The sequence below is a fragment of the Actinomyces sp. S6-Spd3 genome, from assembly GCF_000758755.1.
Taxonomy (GTDB): Bacteria; Actinomycetota; Actinomycetes; order Actinomycetales; family Actinomycetaceae; genus Pauljensenia.
Genome location: NZ_JRMV01000138.1, coordinates 1 through 531, shown reverse-complemented (window position 1 = coordinate 531; position 531 = coordinate 1). Strand labels below are relative to the sequence as shown.

Annotated in this window: 1 protein-coding gene; it reads left to right on the top strand. The window is 55.9% G+C overall.

Annotated elements, in window-relative coordinates; translation table 11 throughout:
• Nucleotides 1–440 (top strand): zinc-binding dehydrogenase (locus HMPREF1627_RS00820; protein WP_034500350.1); only part of this gene is annotated, 440 nt, incomplete at its 5' end.
• Between the last annotated feature and the right edge of the window lie 91 nt (nt 441–531).

Sequence of the window (531 nt, the reverse complement as noted above, 5' to 3'; positions counted from 1 at the left end):
GGCGGGAGTTTGCCAAGAAGATGGGTGCCACGCACACTGTGGATCCCACGCAGACGGACCTCGCTGAGTTCTGTAAAAACCTGACCGACGGAGAAGGCGCGGACATTGGCGTGATCTGCATTGGCAGGCCTGAACTTGTTGAGGACGTGCTTTTGTGCATGCGCAAGGGCGGTCACGTAAACGCTTTCGCGGGCTTCTCTAAGGTCGCTAAAGCGCAGATCGATCCGAACCTCATTCACTATCGTGAACTCGTTATCACCGGCGCGTCCAACGCGGGCCGTGCAGCGCATGAAAAAGCGCTACGCCTTATCGGTGAGGGTAAAATAGATGTGAAGTCTTTGCATACTCACACGTTTGAGCTTGCGGACGTTCACGAAGCTATTACCGTGGCGGCTAATGGCACCGGAATCAAGGTGGCGGTAGTCCCGCACAAGAAGTAATGAGGACTGTTTGAAAAAGCTAAGTGCACAAGAGCGCCGGAAAGCTCGGCTGGTAGGCGCCGTGCTCGAAGCTGGCGGCCTAGACGTCGAG